Origin of the sequence: Accumulibacter sp., from assembly GCF_036625195.1 — a bacterium.
GTDB lineage: Bacteria > Pseudomonadota > Gammaproteobacteria > Burkholderiales > Rhodocyclaceae > Accumulibacter.
In genome coordinates, this window is sequence record NZ_JAZKUG010000001.1 from 3,886,217 (window position 1) to 3,903,354 (window position 17,138).

12 protein-coding genes are annotated in these 17,138 nt (G+C 67.1%); 7 read left to right on the forward strand and 5 right to left on the reverse strand.

Annotation, left to right across the window (positions count from 1 at the left end; all coding sequences use genetic code 11):
* The first annotated feature begins 161 nt into the window (after nucleotides 1-161).
* The gene (locus tag V5B60_RS17035; RefSeq protein ID WP_332348492.1) at nucleotides 162-2,189 is read left to right on the forward strand and encodes a LysM peptidoglycan-binding domain-containing protein; all 2,028 of its coding nucleotides are present in this window, start codon (nucleotides 162-164) and stop codon (nucleotides 2,187-2,189) included.
* Nucleotides 2,190-2,420: 231 nt separating this feature from the next.
* On the opposite strand, the gene V5B60_RS17040 is transcribed toward V5B60_RS17035, so the two are convergent.
* The 4 genes from V5B60_RS17040 to V5B60_RS17055 all read right to left on the reverse strand — a co-directional run bounded on the left by V5B60_RS17040 (nucleotide 2,421) and on the right by V5B60_RS17055 (nucleotide 9,125).
* Nucleotides 2,421-4,472 (reverse strand): ABC transporter ATP-binding protein, encoded by a 2,052-nt coding sequence (locus V5B60_RS17040; RefSeq protein WP_332348494.1) that lies wholly within the window; start codon nucleotides 4,470-4,472, stop codon nucleotides 2,421-2,423.
* Nucleotides 4,469-5,908, reverse strand: coding sequence for an ABC transporter permease (locus tag V5B60_RS17045; RefSeq protein WP_332348496.1), 1,440 nt, complete (start codon nucleotides 5,906-5,908; stop codon nucleotides 4,469-4,471). Before V5B60_RS17045 ends, V5B60_RS17040 begins: the two co-directional genes overlap by 4 nt.
* On the reverse strand, nucleotides 5,908-6,885 hold the full coding sequence (locus V5B60_RS17050; RefSeq protein ID WP_332348498.1) for an ABC transporter permease: 978 nt from the start codon (nucleotides 6,883-6,885) through the stop codon (nucleotides 5,908-5,910). Before V5B60_RS17050 ends, V5B60_RS17045 begins: the two co-directional genes overlap by 1 nt.
* Before the next feature lie 74 nt (nucleotides 6,886-6,959).
* Nucleotides 6,960-9,125 carry an ABC transporter substrate-binding protein gene (locus tag V5B60_RS17055; protein WP_332348500.1) on the reverse strand — a complete coding sequence of 722 codons (2,166 nt, stop codon included), beginning with the start codon at nucleotides 9,123-9,125 and terminating at the stop codon, nucleotides 6,960-6,962.
* Nucleotides 9,126-9,417: 292 nt separating this feature from the next.
* Between V5B60_RS17055 and V5B60_RS17060 the strand changes: the two genes are divergently transcribed.
* From V5B60_RS17060 to V5B60_RS17075, 4 genes are all read left to right on the forward strand, one after another.
* The gene (locus tag V5B60_RS17060; RefSeq protein WP_332345729.1) at nucleotides 9,418-10,338 is read left to right on the forward strand and encodes a DUF4338 domain-containing protein; all 921 of its coding nucleotides are present in this window, start codon (nucleotides 9,418-9,420) and stop codon (nucleotides 10,336-10,338) included.
* The gene (locus V5B60_RS17065) at nucleotides 10,335-11,855 is read left to right on the forward strand and encodes a transposase family protein (protein ID WP_332348501.1); all 1,521 of its coding nucleotides are present in this window, start codon (nucleotides 10,335-10,337) and stop codon (nucleotides 11,853-11,855) included. The genes V5B60_RS17060 and V5B60_RS17065 overlap by 4 nt, the downstream gene beginning before the upstream one ends.
* 347 nt (nucleotides 11,856-12,202) lie before the next feature.
* Nucleotides 12,203-13,003, forward strand: coding sequence for an enoyl-ACP reductase FabI (gene fabI, locus V5B60_RS17070; RefSeq protein ID WP_332348503.1), 801 nt, complete (start codon nucleotides 12,203-12,205; stop codon nucleotides 13,001-13,003).
* A 300-nt stretch (nucleotides 13,004-13,303) separates the two neighbouring features.
* On the forward strand, nucleotides 13,304-13,855 hold the full coding sequence (locus tag V5B60_RS17075) for a phosphoribosyltransferase family protein (protein ID WP_332348505.1): 552 nt from the start codon (nucleotides 13,304-13,306) through the stop codon (nucleotides 13,853-13,855).
* A 204-nt stretch (nucleotides 13,856-14,059) separates the two neighbouring features.
* Here the strand turns inward: V5B60_RS17075 and V5B60_RS17080 are convergent, their stop codons facing one another.
* Entirely contained in the window at nucleotides 14,060-14,893 is an 834-nt protein-coding gene (locus V5B60_RS17080; RefSeq protein WP_332348507.1) for a class I SAM-dependent methyltransferase, read from the reverse strand.
* 310 nt (nucleotides 14,894-15,203) lie between these two features.
* On the opposite strand from V5B60_RS17080, the gene V5B60_RS17085 reads away from it, so the two are divergent.
* Nucleotides 15,204-15,785 (forward strand): tetratricopeptide repeat protein, encoded by a 582-nt coding sequence (locus tag V5B60_RS17085; RefSeq protein WP_332348509.1) that lies wholly within the window; start codon nucleotides 15,204-15,206, stop codon nucleotides 15,783-15,785.
* A 367-nt stretch (nucleotides 15,786-16,152) separates the two neighbouring features.
* The gene (locus V5B60_RS17090) at nucleotides 16,153-17,124 is read left to right on the forward strand and encodes an amidohydrolase family protein (RefSeq protein ID WP_332348511.1); all 972 of its coding nucleotides are present in this window, start codon (nucleotides 16,153-16,155) and stop codon (nucleotides 17,122-17,124) included.
* Nucleotides 17,125-17,138 lie beyond the last annotated feature (14 nt).

Below are 17,138 nucleotides of genomic sequence, written 5' to 3' on the forward strand. Positions count from 1 at the left end.
CTCGCCCTAGTGCCGAGCGCGAACTTTTTACCTCGACGCTTGTCCACGCGGCCTTGCGCTTTGTTCTATAATCATGCGCTTGCAGCCTCACCATTCGACCAGGTGATCCCACTGAGCGGGGATGAACTGGCGCCGACCCGAAAAGAGAACAGGAAGTACGGATGACGCCACGAATCGCATTTGCTCTTGCTCTTGCCATCTCATCCGGCACCGCTGCGGCCGGCGATGCAACCGACCCGGGCCCGGCAACGGGTGGCCAGGTGACAGCAGCCGATACCTTGCCGGTAGTCGAACTGATCGCGCCGGGCCAACCCCCCGAGACCATTGATCTTACCGCCGAACCGGACGAACTCTTCCAGCGCATCCGCCGCGGTTTTGCGATGCCGAACATCAACAACTCGCTGGTCCTGCACCACCAGCAGTGGTTCAGCAACCGCCCCGAATCGCTGCGCCGCATGGTCGAGCGCAGCAGCCGGTACCTGCATCACATCGTCGAAGAGATCGAGAAGCGCGGCATGCCGATGGAACTCGCCCTGCTGCCGATGGTCGAGAGCGCCTACAACCCGACCGCCTATTCGCGCAGTCATGCCTCCGGCCTCTGGCAGTTCGTCCCGGCGACCGGCAGGCAGTACAAGCTCGAGCAGAACTGGTGGCTTGACGAGCGCCGTGACATCGTCGCCTCGACGGCCGCCGCACTCGAGTACCTGCAGTACATCTATGATCTCCACGGCGACTGGCATCTGGCACTCGCCTCGTACAACTGGGGCGAAGGTGCCGTCGGCAAGGCGATCAACAGGAACCGCGCCAACGGTCTGCCGACCGATTACCTCAGCCTGACGATGCCCGAGGAAACCCGTCACTACGTCCCGAAGCTGCAGGCCCTGAAGAACATCTTCAGCAACCCGAACGTGCTCGCCAGCCTCAATATCCGCGGTGTTCCCAACCGCCCCTACTTCGCCACCGTCACCAAGTCGGCCGACATCGACGTCGAACTGGCAGCCCGCCTGGCCGAGATGCCGGTACGCGAGTTCGTCGCCCTCAACCCGGCGCACAACCGTCCGGTGATCAAGTCCGACAAGCCGCTGGTCATCCCCGCGCACAAGCTCGACACTTTCGTCAGCAACCTCGAGGCGCACGAGGAGAGCGAGAAGCCCTTGTCGTCATGGCAGGCCTATACCCTGCGCGCCGGCGAGAAGCTCGAACAGGTCGCCCCGCGCTTTGGTCTCACGGTCGCCAACCTGAAGGCGGTGAACGGCATCAACGGCAGCATCAGGGTGACAGCCGGACAGACGCTGCTCGTTCCGCTGGCCGAAGGCAACAACGCCGGCGAGCAACTGGCGAGCCTGGCGACCGAGGCGGCGGAGCCGGTGGCGAGCGAACAGCCGCGGGCGCCGGCTGCCCCCGTCGTCGCGCCTGCACCGCGCCTGACACAGCCGGAGGCCGCACCAGCGACCGCGATGAGCCGGACGCATGTCGTCCGCAAGGGTGAGACGCTGCACGCGCTGGCGCAGCGCTATGGCATGACGATGGCCGATCTGAAGCAGATCAACAAGCTGCGTGCCGACCAGGTCAATGTCGGCAGCAAGTTGCTGGTCGCGGCGGCCGAGCCGGCAGCCAAGCCGGCGGCACAGCGCAGCGCGGCAAGCGAGGCGGACTCCAGACCCACGGCAGCTGCCGCCGCAGTGGCGCGCACTGCCAGCAGCAGCCATCTCGTCCGCAAGGGTGAGACGCTGAGCGAGGTAGCCAATCGCTACGACATGTCGGTCGCCGAGCTCAAACAGCTCAACAAGCTGCGCGCCAACCAGGTCAATGCCGGTACCCGCCTGCTGGTCGCTGCGGCTGAACCGGCAAGCCGGTCGCCAGCCGGCAAGGCGCGCAACGAGCAGGACGAGAGCCGCCGGGAAGCGACCGTCAACAAAGTGGCCAGCGCGGCTGCAGTCACCAGGGGATCGGAGCGCGCGGCGAAGGAAGAGAAGACCAGCGGCAGGCAGGTCGAGAAGGCCGGCGACTCGAGCCGCAAGCCGCTCAAGCTCGCCCAGTACACGATCCGCCGCGGCGACACGCTGGGATCGATCGCCAGGCAGTTCCGTGTCGAAAAGGATGATCTCCTGCGCTGGAACCGCATCCAGACCAACGACATCAAGCCCGGGCAACGGCTGACGATCCAGCTCGTCCAGAACACCTACTGAGCGCAGTCCGCTGCTTGCCCCCCGCAGCGCCGCCGTCAGGCGGCGTTGTCGCTTCTGTACCCTGTCGCACCGGGCCGTGCGCGACCGCAGCGGTTGTGAATGCTCTACCGCGCGACCGATCTGCGGCGTTGCCCACTCGCTCACTTCTCGCCGATCCATCTCACGGGTCTCGTCGTTCACTCGCTCGCGACTTGCGTCGCGGCCTGCTCGCGGCGACTTCTTCACAGGCTCTCAGTCGGCGTCGCCGGCCGGCGGATAAAGATGGCAACGCACTACATGGGTCGCCGACAGCTTGCTCGGCGGCGGATACGCCTGTCGACACGACTCACTCGCCTGCCGGCAACGCGGATGAAAATGGCAGCCAGTCGGCGGCGCCGCCGGAGACGGAATCTCGCCCGGCAAGCGAATGAGCTCGCGCGCCGCAGCCAGGCGTGGGCTGGGTACCGCCGACAGCAGGGCGCGCGTGTACGGATGCTGCGGCGAGCGCAGGACCTCGTCGACGCCGCCGTATTCGACGATGCGACCGAGATACATCACCGCCACTTCATGCGCCAGATGATCGACGACGGCGAGGTTGTGGGTGATGAAAAGATAGGCCAGACCGAGTTCGCGCTGCAGCGTCGCCAGCAGATTGAGGATCTGCGCCTGCACCGAAACGTCGAGCGCCGACGTCGGCTCGTCGCAGATCACCAGCTCCGGCTGCACGGCCAACGCCCGGGCAATCGCGATGCGCTGTCGCTGCCCGCCGGAGAACTCGTGCGGGTAGCGGACGGCGGCTTCCGCCGGCAGTCCGACCTGCTGCAATACGGCGACGATCGCCGCTTCGTTCGTCGCCCCCCTGCCGGCCCTGCCGCCGCCCCCTTGGGCGCGCATTCCCTCGGCAATGATTTCGCCAACCGACAGGCGTGGGTTGAGCGAGGCGAAGGGATCCTGGAAGATCATCTGCATGTGCCGCCGCAACGCCCGCTGCGCCCGGCGCGAACCACCACCGAGTGGCTCCCCGAGCAGGTGCACGCTGCCACCACTGGCCGGCAGCAGTTGCAGGATCGCTTTGCCAACCGTCGTCTTGCCACAGCCCGATTCACCGACCAGAGCCAGCGTGCGGCCACGCGCCAGCACCAGCGAGACGCCGTCGACCGCCCGCACGTGGCCGACGGTTCGCTGCAGGACACCGCGCCGGATCGCGAAATGCACCCGCAGATCGTCCACGGCCAGCAGCGCCGATGCTGCCGCGGCAGGCGCGAGCCGTGCGCCACCGGCAGCGAGCTCGCCCGCGTTGCGTCCGGACACCAGCGGGCCGTCCTCGAGGTGGCAGCGCACCCGATGATCGATCGCCACCTGCCGCCACTGCGGCGACTGCTGCCGGCAGCGGTCCCAGGCATGCTCGCAGCGGGCGGCAAAGCGGCAGCCAGCCGGCATCGCCGACAGCGACGGCACCTGTCCGGGAATCGTCTGCAGCTGGCCGCCGCGCCGCGCCAGGTCGGGCAGCGCGGCAAACAGCTTCTGCGTATAGGGGTGTCGCGGGGCGGAGAAGAAGCTGGCGCGCGGCGCCTCCTCGACGATCTCGCCGGCGTACATGACACCGATGCGGGTCGCCATCTGCGCGACGACGCCGAGGTCATGGGTGATCAGCAGCATGCCCATCGCCCTTTCGACCTGCAAGCGGCGCAGCAGCTCCAGGATCTGCGCCTGGATCGTCACGTCGAGCGCCGTCGTCGGCTCGTCGGCGACCAGCAGGCGTGGATCACCCGCCAGCGCCATGGCGATCATCACCCGCTGCTTCATGCCGCCAGAGAGCTGGAACGGATACTCGCCAAGCCGCCGCTGCGCATCGGCAATGCCGACCGCACGCAACAGCTCGAGCGCCGTCGCCTGCGCCGCCGCGCCAGCCAGCGACCGATGCCTGGCGAGCACCTCGGCCATCTGCCGACCGACCGTGAGCACCGGGTTGAGGCTCGTCGCCGGCTCCTGGAAGATCATCGCCATGCCGCCACCACGCACCGCGCGCATCTCGGACTCCGGCAGGCGCAGCAGGTCGCGCCCGCCGAACAGCACCTCGCCGGCAACGATCCTGCCCGCTGCCGGCAGCAGGCGGAGCAGCGCCAGCGCCGTCGCCGACTTGCCGCAGCCGGACTCACCGAGCAGCGCCAGCGTCTCGCCGGCAGCCAGCCGCAGATCGATGCCGTCGACCGCCGGCAGCAGCGCTCGGCCCTGCGCGAAGGCCACCCGCAGCTGCCTGACCGCCAGTAGCTCGTCGCCGCAAGACGTCGCGCGCGCGTTCATTGCGAGCCCGCCAGACGCGGGTCGAAGGCGTCGCGCACGGCATCGGCGAAGAGGTTAGCTGCCAACACGAGCGAGAACATGAACAGGAAAGCAGCCGACAGCGACCACCAGACCAGCGGCTCGCGCGCCAGCTCGAGGCGGGCGTTGTTGATCATCGTGCCGAAGCTGATCATCGTCGGATCGACTCCGATACCGACATAGGAGAGCACCGCCTCAGCCAGCACGAGGCTGGAAAAATCCATCACCAGCGCAATGATGACGATGTGCATCAGGTTCGGCAGGATGTGGCGACCGATGATGCGCAGGCTGGAGACGCCAAAGGCTTGCGCCGCCTGGATGTACTCCAGCTCGCGCAGTTTCAGCGTCTCGCCGCGCAACAGACGGCAGAGCCCGGTCCAGCTGGTCACACCGAGAATGAAGCAGAGCGCCAGCAGGCGCAGGTCGGCGCGTTCGGCGGCCGTCGCGAACCACTGCGGGTGGGTGTCGATCAACACCTGCATCATCAACACCGCGGCAGCGATCAGCAGGACGCCGGGAATCGAGCTCAGCGTCGTATACAGATACTGGATGAGGTCATCGACCCAGCCTCGGAAGTAGCCGGCCAGGACACCGAGGAGCACCGACAGCGGCAGCATCACGAGCGTCGTCACGAGTCCGATGACGAGCGCCGTGCGCACGCTCTTCAGCACCTGATAGAGCACGTCCTGTCCGACCTTGTCGGTGCCGAAGACATGGTACTCGGCCGCCAGCAGCGCCACCGGCATGGCCAGCAACGACAACACCGCGAGCGTCGCGAGGATCGCGTTCCAGGCAAAGTCGCCTTCGCTCCGCCAGACTCGCCGCCAGGCCACTCGCCAAGCGCAGCGCCGCGCGCGCACGACGCCGCCGCAGACGGCAAGAACGGTCGTCGCCCAGGCCAGTAGAGCCAGGCCGAGCGCCCGCAGCACACGGCCAGCGACATCGGCGTCACGCCGCCCCTCATCGGCGCCGAGATGGGCACCGCCGTGGCGCAGCCGGGGGTGGTCGCGCACCTGCTGCAGGCGACCGTCGCCGCCGCGTACCTCGATCGTCTCCCTGGCGTGGGCACGCGTTGCCAATGGTTCGGAGTAGGTCTTCTCGTTGCGCGTACGCAGCGGCGTCAGCAGCGCATCGAGCAGCGACAGCACCTCGACGGCGTACACCGCCGGCTGACCGGCCGCTGGCTGCCCACCGTCGGCCGCGAGGCGCGGTCGATAATGCAGCGAGTCGAGCAGGCCGACGATGGCGAAGGCAAGCAGCAACGTCGCCGAAGCCATTCCAGCCCGGCTGCGGCCGACGCGCTGCCAGGCGCTCCGCCACAGTGGATTGCGTGCCGACAGCCAGCCGAACAGGAGGGCCGCCAGCAGCAGCAGCCAGATCAGCACATCGGACCAGAGGATGACGGGCAGGAAAGGCATCAATCGAAGCGGATGCGCGGATCGACGAAGGTGTAGGACAGGTCGGTGAGGATCAGCCCGACGATGTAGAGCAGCGAACCGATGAACACCATCGCCCGCACGACCGCAAAGTCCTGCGCGTTGATCGCGTCGATCGTGTAGCTGCCGAGACCCGGAATGCCGAAAAACGACTCGGTCAGCAGCGAACCCATGAAGAGCAGCGGGATGACGACGACGACGCCGGTGAGGATCGGGATCAGCGCGTTGCGCAGCACGTGCCGGAACAGCACGGCGGCCTCGCTGAGGCCCTTGGCGCGGGCCGTGCGCACATAGTCGCGGGCGATCTCCTCGATGAAGATCGTCCGGTACCAGCGCGTCGACGAACCGATTCCCGAGACGACGCCGATCACGACGGGCAGGATGACGAACTTCCAAGCGTCGAGACCGCCACCATAACCGGAGATCGGCACCAGCTTCCACAGCTTGCTGATCAGGTACTGGCCACCGATGATGTAGAACAGCCCGGAGATGGACATCATAGCGACGCACAGGACGACGCCCCAGAAATCGAGGTAGGTGGCGCGGAAGAAGGTCAGCAGCAGGGCAAACGAGACGCTCACCAGCAGGCCGAGGACGAAGGTCGGCAGGGCGATGGCGAGCGACGGACCCATGCGCGTGACGATCTCGCGCGCGATGTCGCGCCCGTCCTCGGCGCGCCCGAAATCGCCGACGAACATGCGTGCCGACTTGCTGAAGAAGATCGTCTCGGTGAACATCGCGGCGCCGCTCGCCTCGTCGTTGAAGAACAGAGGTCGGTCGTAGCCGCGTTCCGCCTTCCAGCGGGCGATCGCCTCCGGCGTCACGCGCTTGACGCCGAGTTGCATGCGCGCCATGTCGTCGGGCGTGTTGACGACGAAGAACAGGGCAAAGGTGATCAGGTTCACCCCGATCAGGATCGGCAGCGCATAGAGCAGGCGGCGGACGACGTAGGCGAGCATGCCCGGGGACTAGGGCGCCCGCCACCGCCGGTGGCCGCCGGCGATACGCTTGCAGGGTGGCAGCGTCGGGCGCATCAGCGAGCGGTTCCGCGTTCGCGCCGACGATGGGCAATCGCTGCCGGCAGCAGCACCGCCAGCAAGAGCGCGGCAAGCAGCGCCAGCGGCCAGAGTACCGGCCGGTTCCACTCCTGCCGCAGGCGCTCCCTTTCCGCGGCATCGATCCGCTGGTACTTGAGGATGTTGTTGCCGACATCGGTCGGCTTGCGATTGCGCAGCCAGACCTGGCCCAGCGTGTAGCTCTTCGGATGAAAACCGTAGATCCACGGCGCGTCATGCTGCAGCAGTGCGATCGCCTGCCGGATGATCGGCAGCCGCTCGGCGCCGCGCGGTCCCTCGCTCTCGAGGTCCTTCATCTGTTCGAACAGCCGGTCGTACTCCGGATTGGCGTAGTTCGACGCATTCTCGCCGGCCTTGGCCACCTTGCCCTCGCTGCCCGCGAGCAGGAAGAGGAAGTTCTCCGGATCCGGGTAGTCGGCGTTCCAGCCAAGATAGTAGAGCTGCACCGCGCCCTTGCGGATCTTCTCCTGGAAGCGGTTGAAGTCGGTCGAACGAACGACGAGCTGGATGTCGAGCCGGGCGAACTGTCGCGTCAGCCAGTCGAGCCGCGACTTCTCGCCCATGCCGCCGGTCGTCGTGTCGAGGTTCAGCACCAGCGGCTCGCCGGTGACGGCGTTGCGACCGTTCGGCCAGCCGGCCTCGGCCAGCAGTCGCTTGGCTTCGGCCAGCGGCTTGCGCTGCGCGCGACCGTCGACCCAGTCGTAGACGACCGGATTGATCCCCTCGCGGCCATCGAGGTAACCGAAGATGCCCGGTGGCAGTGGGCTCGTCGCCGGGATGCCGCGACCGTTCATGAAGATCGAGATGAATTCTTCCTGGTCGATGGCGATCGACAGCGCCTGGCGCAGCTTCGTCGCCTGCTCGCCGAGCCCGCCGACAACCGGATCGAGCATGTTGAAGCCCATGTAGAAGATCGACGCGCGCACACTCGTCAGCAGGCTGATCCCCTTGTCGCGCATCTCGTCGGTCAGCTGCACGTCACCGCCGACTGCCAGTCGTACCGCCTGGTCGAAGCTGTCGGAGGAAATCCCTGAGGCATCGTAATAGCCCTGCAGGAACTTGTTCCAGTAGGGAATGCTCTCCTTTTCGCGCGAATACACCGCTTGCTCGATGAACGGCAGGGGCTTGCCGCAATCGGCGAGCAAGCCCGCCGCCTCGTCACCCGGCTCGCCCTCACAGGGGTAGGCCTCGCCGTGGAAGTTCGGGTTGCGCGCGAGCACCATGCGGCTGTTCGGATTGTTCTCCGTCAGCATGAACGGGCCGGTGCCGACCGGATACCAGTCGAGCGTCAGGTTCTTTTCCGCCATTCCCGGCTGGTGGTAGAAACGGTCGACCTCGCGCGGCACCGGCGCGAAGAACGGCATCGCCAGCCAGTACGCGAACTGCGGATACTTGCCGTGCAGGCTGATGCGGTAGGTATGCCGATCGACGCGGCTGACGCCGGCGAGCGGAAATCGGTCGAGGTTGATCCAGGCGCCGGCCGGCAGCTTCTTCCCCTCCTCCTGCAATGCCTCCCCCAACTCGCGCAGGCCGACGATGCGCTCGGCCATCATGCTGAAGATCGGCGAATGCAGCCGCGGGTGCGCCAGCCGCTTGATCTGGTAGATGTAGTCGTCAGCGACCAGCTCGCGGCTGCCCGTCTGCGCAAAGTCAGCCAGCTTCTCGATGCCGCGCAGTTGCTCGCGATCGCTGGCGCGGTACAGCGGCTCGCCGGCGGCATCCCGGGCAAAGGCCGGATGCGGCTGGTAGCGGATGCCCGGCCGGATCCGGATCTCGTAGACGCTGGTCGCGATCGCCGCCGCCGGCGCATCGGCGGGCAGCTCACGCCCGGCGGCGTCGAAGTAGCGCGGCACCGGCACCGCCTCGCTGGTCAGCGGAATCAGCGTATAAGGCCGTTTCAAGTAGTGATACTGCAACGGTGGCTCGTAGATCTGTGCGGTGAACGTGATCTCGTCTTCGGTGTAGGACTGCACCGGATCGAGGTGTTTCGGGCGTTCGGTGAACGCCGCGTAGAGAATGTTCCGGCCGCGTTCGGCACGCGGGTAAGGATCGTTCTGCTCGCTGCCGCAGGCACACAGCAGCAGCGCGCCGATCAACGGCAGGGCACGACGAAAACGGGGCATGGGCGGCAGTTTATCGCGAACCGGCTGCGCATGGGTCGCCGCTGCCCACCGCGGCTACGCCGCGCGGCGCCGGCAGCGGGCCAACAGCTGCCTGCCGCCCCAGGGACAAGCGCCAGCATCCCGTCGCCGCGGCGGCAGCAGCCCTGAAGCATGACCCGCGCAGCCCAGTCGTAGCAAGGCTTGACGGCCACCGCAAAAAAAGGCTTTCGCAAAGGAGGGCTAGACAATTTTCGAGGCCTTTGGCAGAATAGGCTGAGGTTAGCGGATCTGCGTTTCTGGTGAAGGTTGTGCGATGGATGCGATGACGCCGAGCAGTTGGGTGCACTGCGGCCGGGAGTTCAGTGCGCGAGAGGTTGCCGACATCTGCGCGACGGTGGCGTGGCTGCCCGGGTTGGCGCGCCATGAACTGGCGGCGACGCTGTGCGAGCATCTGGGCTGGGTGACGCTGACGGGGACGGCGAAGACGGGCGCCTGCCTGGAGTTCCTGCAGCGCTTGCAGGCGGCCGGCCTGCTCGTCCTGCCCGCACAGCGGGCCGCGCGGGTATCCCGTTCGACGCCACGCTGCCCGGCGCAGCCCCGGGCCGTTGCCGAGCCGATGGTCGAGCCGACTCCGGTGGAGGTTTCGCTGTCGGCCCTGGCCCCGGTCCGCCTGGAAGTGATCCACGACACCGCCTTGGCGAAGCAATGGGATGATCTGATGGCGCGCTGGCACCCGCTCGGTTTCCAGGGTGCCTTCGGCTACCGGTTGCGTTACTTCATCACGGCGGGCGAGCTGCGGCTCGGTTGTGTCCTGTTGTCCGGTGCCGCCCGGGCAGTGGCCGTGCGCGACGACTGGATCGGCTGGACCGCTCAGACCCGGCGCCACAACCTGCCACGGGTACTCAACAACAGTCGCTTCCTGATCTTCCCGCACGTTCGCGTACCGCATCTGGCCAGCCAGGTGCTCGGCCAACTCGCGCGTCGTGCGCGCAGCGACTGGCTCGAACATTGGGGCTTCGAGCCCCTGCTGCTGGAAAGCTTCGTCGACCCGCGACAGCATACCGGCACCTGCTACCGGGCTGCCGGTTGGCAATTGCTCGGAGAGACCAGCGGACGCGGGCTGGCCCGCCCTGGCCGGACCTATCACAGCACGCCTCGGCAAGTATGGGTCAAGCCGCTCGGCAGCGACGGTCGGGACCGGCTGTGCGCCGTGACCGAGCCCACCCGGCGATGAGCAAACCCTGCCGTCGTCCGACGCGTGCCGGCATTCGGGCGCAACGCAGCGACAAGAGACGGCAGGAGCAGGCGCTGAACGCGAAGCGGCGCGCGATGGGACAACGGCCCCAGTCACCCCCGCCGCTGCCCAACCGATGCTCGGCCTTCACGACCATCGACGAAGAACGGGCAGCCCGCGAGGACGCCGTGAGCAAGCAGGCACGCCTCCTGCGCCAGGAGCTGCCGGCCTTGCTCGACCAGCTGGAACGGATTCCCGACCCGCGGGCCCCCAGGAAGCGCCGGCACAAGCTGACCGCGCTGCTGCTCTATGGGCTGCTGATGTTCGTCTTCCAGTTCGCCTCCCGGCGCGAGACCAACCGCGAAATGACCCGTCCGCAGTTCCTCGCCAACCTGCAATTGCTGTTCCCGCAGATCGAGGCCCTGCCGCACGCCGACACCCTCTATCGGCTGCTGCGCGACATCGACCTGACGCAACTCGAACAGGCGCACGTCGACCTGGTGCGCCGCCTGATCCGCGGCAAGAGCTTCCGGCGTTATCTGATCAACCACTGCCATCCGATCGCCATCGATGGCTCGCAGAAGCTCGCCGGCGACACCCTCTGGGCGGAGGAACTCCTGCAGCGCAGCGTCGGCAAGGACGAAAACCGCCACACCCAGTACTTCGTCTACGTGCTCGAAGCCAGCCTCGTCTTCCACGGCGGTCTGGTCATCCCGTTGCTCAGCGAGTTCCTCGAACACGCGCTGGGCGACAGCGAAGCGCAGAAGCAGGATTGCGAGCTGCGCGGCTTTGCGCGCTTGAGCGACCGGCTCAAGAGGCTGTTCCCGCGCCTGCCGATCCTGCTCGTGCTCGACGGACTCTACGCCAACGGGCCGGTGATGCAACGCTGCCTGCGCGCCGGTTGGCAGTTCATGATCGTCCTCCGGGACAAGGATCTGCCCTCGGTCTGGGAGGAGTTCCGCGCGCTGCAGCCCCGGCAGTCGCAAACCCGACAGCTGGACTGGGGCAAACGCCAACAGCACTTCAGCTGGGTCAATGACATCGAGTATGCCTTTGGCGCGAACGGTCGTTGCCGGCTCAAGCTGCACGTGGTCGTCTGTGAGGAAAGCTGGCAGCGGGTCGACCCACAGGCCGCCATCGTGACCGAGACGGCACGCCACGCCTGGCTCTCCAGTCGGCCGCTCAGCTGCGAGAACGTCCATGCGCGTTGCAATCTCGGCGCCCGCCACCGCTGGGGCATCGAAGCGGGCTTCCTCGTCGAGAAACACCAGGGCTACCACTACGAGCATGCCTTTGCCCTCGACTGGAATGCGATGCGCGGCTACCACCTCCTGATGCGGCTGGCGCATGTCTTCAATACCCTGGCGCGCTTCACGCGACAGCTGCGCGATCTGTTCGACCAACTCGGCGTGCGCGGGGCCATCGCCTTCATCCGAAATTCCTGCGCTGCGCCCTGGCTCGATTCCGCGCGGATGCGCGTGCTTCTCGCCAAACCCTTTCTGCTGCAACTCGAGTGACCTCTCCAGGACGGCCCCAGGAACCACCCCGCGCGGTGCGCTCCGTGCAGGGAGAGGCTCGCCCAGAGATCACAACGGAGTTCCTGCCACCGATCGACACCCTCTTCACGGACCCCACACCACCCACGCATCCAGCCCTCACCTGCCACCAGCCTCCAGCAATCTGACCGCTTCAGCGCCGAAAGCGCGGGATTCCGGCAAGCGGGGCCGATTCAGCAGGGTCATGCTTCAGGGCTGCGGCGGCAGCGACGAGCTCCGGGTGTCGCCTGGAATCCTTTATAATCGCGCGGTCAACCAGATTCGAACTACGAGCTGCGCAGTCAGCCACCTTTCGTTACGGAGAACAAATGGGATTCCTCGCAGACAAGCGCATCCTGATCACCGGCGTGCTGTCGAAGCACTCGATCGCCTACGGCATCGCCAAGGCCTGCAGACGGGAAGGCGCACAACTCGCTTTCACCTATCAGAGCGAACGTTTCAGGGATCGCCTGGCCAAGTTCGCCGCCGAGTTCGACAGCGCCCTGATCTACCCCTGCGACGTCAGCGAGGACGCCGCGATCGAGCAACTCTTCGCCGACCTCGGTCGACAGTGGGACGGGCTCGACGGCCTGGTGCATTCGATCGCCTACGCCCCAGGCGAAGCGATCGAAGGCGACTTCCTCGACGGCATCACGCGCGACGCGTTCCGTATCGCCCACGACGTTTCCTCCTACAGCTACCCGGCACTCGCCAAGGCCGCCAGGCCACTGCTGCTGCGCGGCCACAACCCGGCACTGCTCGCCCTCTCCTACCTCGGCGCCGAGCGCACGCTGCCCAACTACAACACCATGGGCCTCGCCAAGGCGAGCCTCGAAGCGGCCACCCGCTACCTCGCGTTCTGCCTCGGCCCACAGGGAATCCGCGCCAACGCCATCTCGGCCGGACCGATCAAGACGCTCGCCGCCTCCGGCATCGGCAACTTCTCCCGCCTGCTCGCCTACAACGCGCACAATGCCCCGCTGCGCCGCAACATCACCATCGACGAAGTCGGCAACGCAGCCGCCTTCATGCTCTCCGACCTCGCCAGCGGCATCACCGGCGAGATCATGTACGTGGACGGTGGCCTCAACACCACCGCCCTCGGCAACCCGGAGCCACTGCCCCTCTGAAGCACGCCCGGCGCGGCCGCTCGCCGCGACAGCGAGATTCTGCCCCGCGCGCTCTGCTGCACTGGCCTCGAGTTCTTGCCGGCGGCGCCACTGCCGCTCGCTCTTCTGGTCCGGATCGCAGCGGCGCGTGCCGCTGGACGACGACATCGCCCGCCTGCCCAAAGCGCTGTGCCGCCAGGAAGCCGCGCCGCGGTCCGCCGAGCGCCGCGCTCACCCAGCAACGACTTGCCGAAGCCGCAGACGGTGCGACGATTCAACAACCCTGAGCGACAGCCCCCCCACCCGGCACGATTCCCGCCAATGAACGCCCATACCCGCTCCTCCATCTACGACGAACGGCAGCTCGAACCGGTACTCGACAGCATGGCCGCCCGCCTCGCCGGCTTGTTGGCCAGCGACGAAGACCTGGTCCTCGTCGGCATCCGGCGCCGTGGCGTGCCACTGGCTGCGATGCTTGCCGAACACCTGGCCCGGCGCGGGCTGCGACCGGCGCTACGGCTCGAGCTGGTCGTCAAACGCTACGCTGACGATCTCAGCCTGCTCCATCCGCAGACCCGGCTCAGCGAAGACACGGCACCGACCGTCGCCGATCTCGCCGGGCGATGCGTGCTCGTGGTCGACGACGTGCTCTATCGCGGGCATTCGCTGCTGCGTGTCGTCCAGTATCTGGTCGCCTGCGGCGCCACGAGGGTCGTCAGCGCGGTCCTCGTCGATCGCGGTGTCAGCGTCCTGCCGATCCACGCCGACGTCGCCGGCCTGCGACTCGACATGCCCGCGGGCTCGATCGTCGAGGTTCACGTTCCTCCCTACGAATCCGATTTCTCGATCGAACTGCTGCGCCCCGGTGGCTAGCAGCCTGTCGGACTTGACCAAGTCGGCTGCAAGAAGTGGGAAGACGGCTCATTTTTCCCCGTATTTCTGCACGAATAGAACCACTATTCGCTTAAAATCCGTGAAAAACTGCGCTCGTCTCCCACTTCTTTCGCTTCGACCCATCAAGTCCGACAGGCTGCTAGCGCCGGAACACCGCTGGCTGCCCGGCCATCGCCAAAGTCGTCATTTCCGGACCAGGCACATCGTCACGTGCAGGCAGCGGAACAACGGTGACGCGACACGGTTGCACTCCGCCAGATCACGCAGATGCGCCTCGCGGCCGCGGCGAATCGCCCACTGCGGGTTGAGCACGACGAGCGGGAAGGCCCACTTCGAGCGGCCGAGCGTCCCCTGTACCGCCTCGATGCGAAACCGCCTGCCGATCAACTCGAAGTTCCGGCGCGCGAACGGCCACTCCCAGGCGGCGTCGTTCTGGAACGGCCGGAACATCGCCCGCAGCAGCCGTGACGCCCAGAAGGTGTTCAGAGGATCGTAGGTGATCATCCTGCCGCCGGGCTTCAGCCGCTGCTGCGCGGTCGCCAGGAAGAGGTCGAAGTCCTCGAAATGATGCGCGACTCCCAACGCGTAGATGATGTCGAAGTCCCGCTCGGCGAACTCGTCGGCGAGGAAATCGGCGCGATACGAACGTGCATGCTGCAGGCCCTCCGCCAGCAGCGCCTGCTGGAAGCTCGCCGCCAGCCGCTCGCTGAGGTCGATCGCGTGGTACTCGCGGCAGCGCCGGGCGATACCGATCGACAGCGCGTTGCCGCAGCCGACGCCCAGGTCCAGGACCTTGCTGCCCGCCAGGTCGCCGAGCCACAGCTGATGCAGTTCGTCCGCCGCACTGCCGATGCCGGTTTCCTGGCGAAAGCGATGCAGGCTGTCGCGTACCGCGCCCCAGATGCGGACCGGCAGGCTCTGCCGGTCGCGCTGCACGTACAGATCCTGCTCGTAGAACTCGGCCTGCTGGCGATTGATCTCGAGCAGCCGCTGCCGTGACGATTCTTCGTTCTTCATCGATGACGCATTCGATCGGGTGCCCGCGCAAAGCGAGCGTGGTGGCCGCAGCCGGAGGCCACCGATTATCGCACCGTTCCGCGAGGCGCACGCGGACAGCGCGGATCGCTCCAGGTTGCGGGGCATCGCGCCCGCAACCACGCCATGCGGACGTTCGACGGCATGCGACAAACGGTCGCGCGACAATTTGCCTGCTTACAGGCCAGGCGGTTTGGGCTTAGGCTGCCACTCTTCGTGCGCCCGTCAACCCGAGCGCCAACCACCGCCCCCGAGCGCAATCACGCATCGGGGCCTCTGCCGGAGATCGACCATGAGCCCGCCGTTATCTCGCCTCTGCCTTTCTTTCGCCCTTGCCGCCTGCTGCCTGGCAGCGCATGCAGGGAGCGTCGACGACGATCTGCGCCTGGCTGCCCGGCTGCACAAGGGCGGCGAGACGACGCAGGCCATCCGGCTGTGGCAAGCGTGGGCGGACAGGGGGAACGCCGATGCGGCGTACAATCTGGCCGTAATCCACCACTACGGCGACGGCGTGGCGCTCGATTACGGCACGGCGATGCAATGGTACCGAATCGCCGCGGCCCAGGGCGACAAGGTCTCGCAGTTCCAGATCGGCCTCATGTACCAGACAGGTCAGGGTGTTGCCGCCGACGCTGAGGAAGCCCATCGCTGGTTCACCATCCACCGGCGCCACCACCTCCACCACGAGCAGGATCCACAGATGCTGGCCTGGCGGCGACAGGCCCTCGCCCTGATCGACGATCGGGATCGTCGCGAGCAGGCAGCCGCTGCGCGGCAGAACGGTCAGCAAGTCATCGCGGAGTTGAGACAGCGTGCGCAAGCACCGGCATCGTCAGGAAGCGACTTGCTCGCTGCCGACAACAGCGGCCGCTGACGTCTTTTGCCGTCGCCGCTCTGGCGATGGCCGTTGCGATGCTCGCGCCGGCCGGCGCGGGACGCCGCTGTTGTTGCGTCTCCGGCGCGGTCGGGAATGCACGGGCTGCGGCCCGATGGCTGCTTGCTGCGGGCGGCAGTTGGCCGCTCGCTCACTTTCATCCTCACCACTGGACGCCAGCCGGCTGACCGGCAAGGCCTGCCGACCGCCGTTCACCGGCGGCAGCGTGCAGGCCACTGCGCGGGATTTGCATACCGCCACGGCGTTTCCTATCCTTCTTGTGACACCCCCGATGTGCAGGGCGTGGCCGTCGTCGCACGACGCGACTTGGCGCGACCGCCCTCCTGTCAATGTACGAGGAGCGACAGTGGAAACCGCCCCATTCCTTCCCCTCCGGCGTTGCCGCCGCTGGACCACCTCCCTCTGGCTTCTTGCCGCTTTCGCGGCGCCACTGGCAACGACTCCCGCCGCCGCCGAGGCCGTCCTCGGAGTCGAGGGTGCCGGCAAGCTGCCGATCATCGACGCCCACTACCACGTCGTCCACGGTTTCGATGGCGCCGAGCTGCTGGCGGTGATGGACCGCAACGGCGTCCGCCTGACCGGCGGCGCCGGCGGCAACAACATGCCGGCAATGATGGCGCTGGGCCAGCGCTTCATCCGGCCCGCCGGCCAGCATCCGTGGAAGAGCACGCACCGCAATCTCGACGCGACGGCCTTTGCCAGCCCGGACACTCCCGGGGTGCAGCAGATGCTGCGCACCATCGAAGGCGAACTGCGCGACCGCGGCGCGCGCGTCATCGGCGAGATCCACGTCAATGCACTGACCACTGCCGCCGACCCGAGCAGCCGCTTCAAGGTAGCGGCAGACGGCGGCACGCTGCAGGCGCTGTTCGCCCTCGCCGCCCGCTACGGCCGGCCGCTCAACATCCACGCCCAATGGAATCACCCCGACACCGTCCGCCAGGTGGGTGCGCTGGCCGCGTCCAGCCCACAGGCGCGGCTGATCGTGTCGCACTGTGGCAGCGTCTCGTCGGCCGCCGACATGCGCCATTTCCTCGAGCAATACCCGAACACCGCCTGCGATCTCTCGGCGCGCGGCTGGCCGCTGCAGAAGAACCGCTACACCGTCTACGACGACCGCACGCTCGAGCGTGATTGGCAGCAACTGATCGAGGACCACCCCGACCGCTTCGTCGTCGGCGTCGACCTGGCCGGTAACGCGGCGGACTACGAGGCCAGCGTGCAGGCGATCCGCAACGGGCTGCTCGCCAACCTGACGCCGGCGACGGCCGAGAAGGTCGCGCAGCGCAACGCCGAAGCCTGGTTCGGGCTGCGCTGACGGCACGCTCGCCG